This window comes from Burkholderia sp. Bp8984 (genome assembly GCF_003853755.1).
Lineage (GTDB): Bacteria > Pseudomonadota > Gammaproteobacteria > Burkholderiales > Burkholderiaceae > Burkholderia.
Map to the genome: position 1 here is coordinate 1 of NZ_QTQN01000114.1, position 425 is coordinate 425.

The following is a 425-nucleotide window of genomic DNA, read 5'->3' on the forward strand; positions in this document are numbered from 1 at the left end:
AGCCGGTTCAGTTCGCGCATGAAGTGGCGCGTCGAGTTGTACTGGTATTCGAACGGCAGCTTCGGTCCCTTCGCGAGTGTCGCGTACAGGATCGTCGCGTTCGGGTTCGCGAGCAGCAGCCCGGTCGGGTTGCCCGCGGCATCGCGCAGGATCGTGCCGCCCGGCGGCTCGGGCGTGTCCTTCGTGTAGCCGACCACGCGCAGCGCGGCCGCGTTCAGCAGCGCGCGATCGTAAAGATGCAGGATGAACACCGGCGTATCGGGCGCGGCCGCGTTGAGTTCCTCGATCGTCGGCAGGCGCTTCTCGGCGAACTGGTGTTCGGTAAAGCCACCGACCACGCGCACCCATTGCGGCGCGGGCGTGATCGCCACCTGCCGCTTGAGCATGTCCATTGCAACCGCGAGCGACGGCACGCCGTCCCAGCG

General features: G+C 67.5%; 1 protein-coding gene. It reads right to left on the reverse strand.

Translation table 11 applies throughout. From position 1 onward, the window contains the following. A partial coding sequence (locus DID98_RS35580) for an amidohydrolase family protein (protein ID WP_148093570.1) occupies window positions 1-425 on the reverse strand: 425 nt, incomplete at both ends.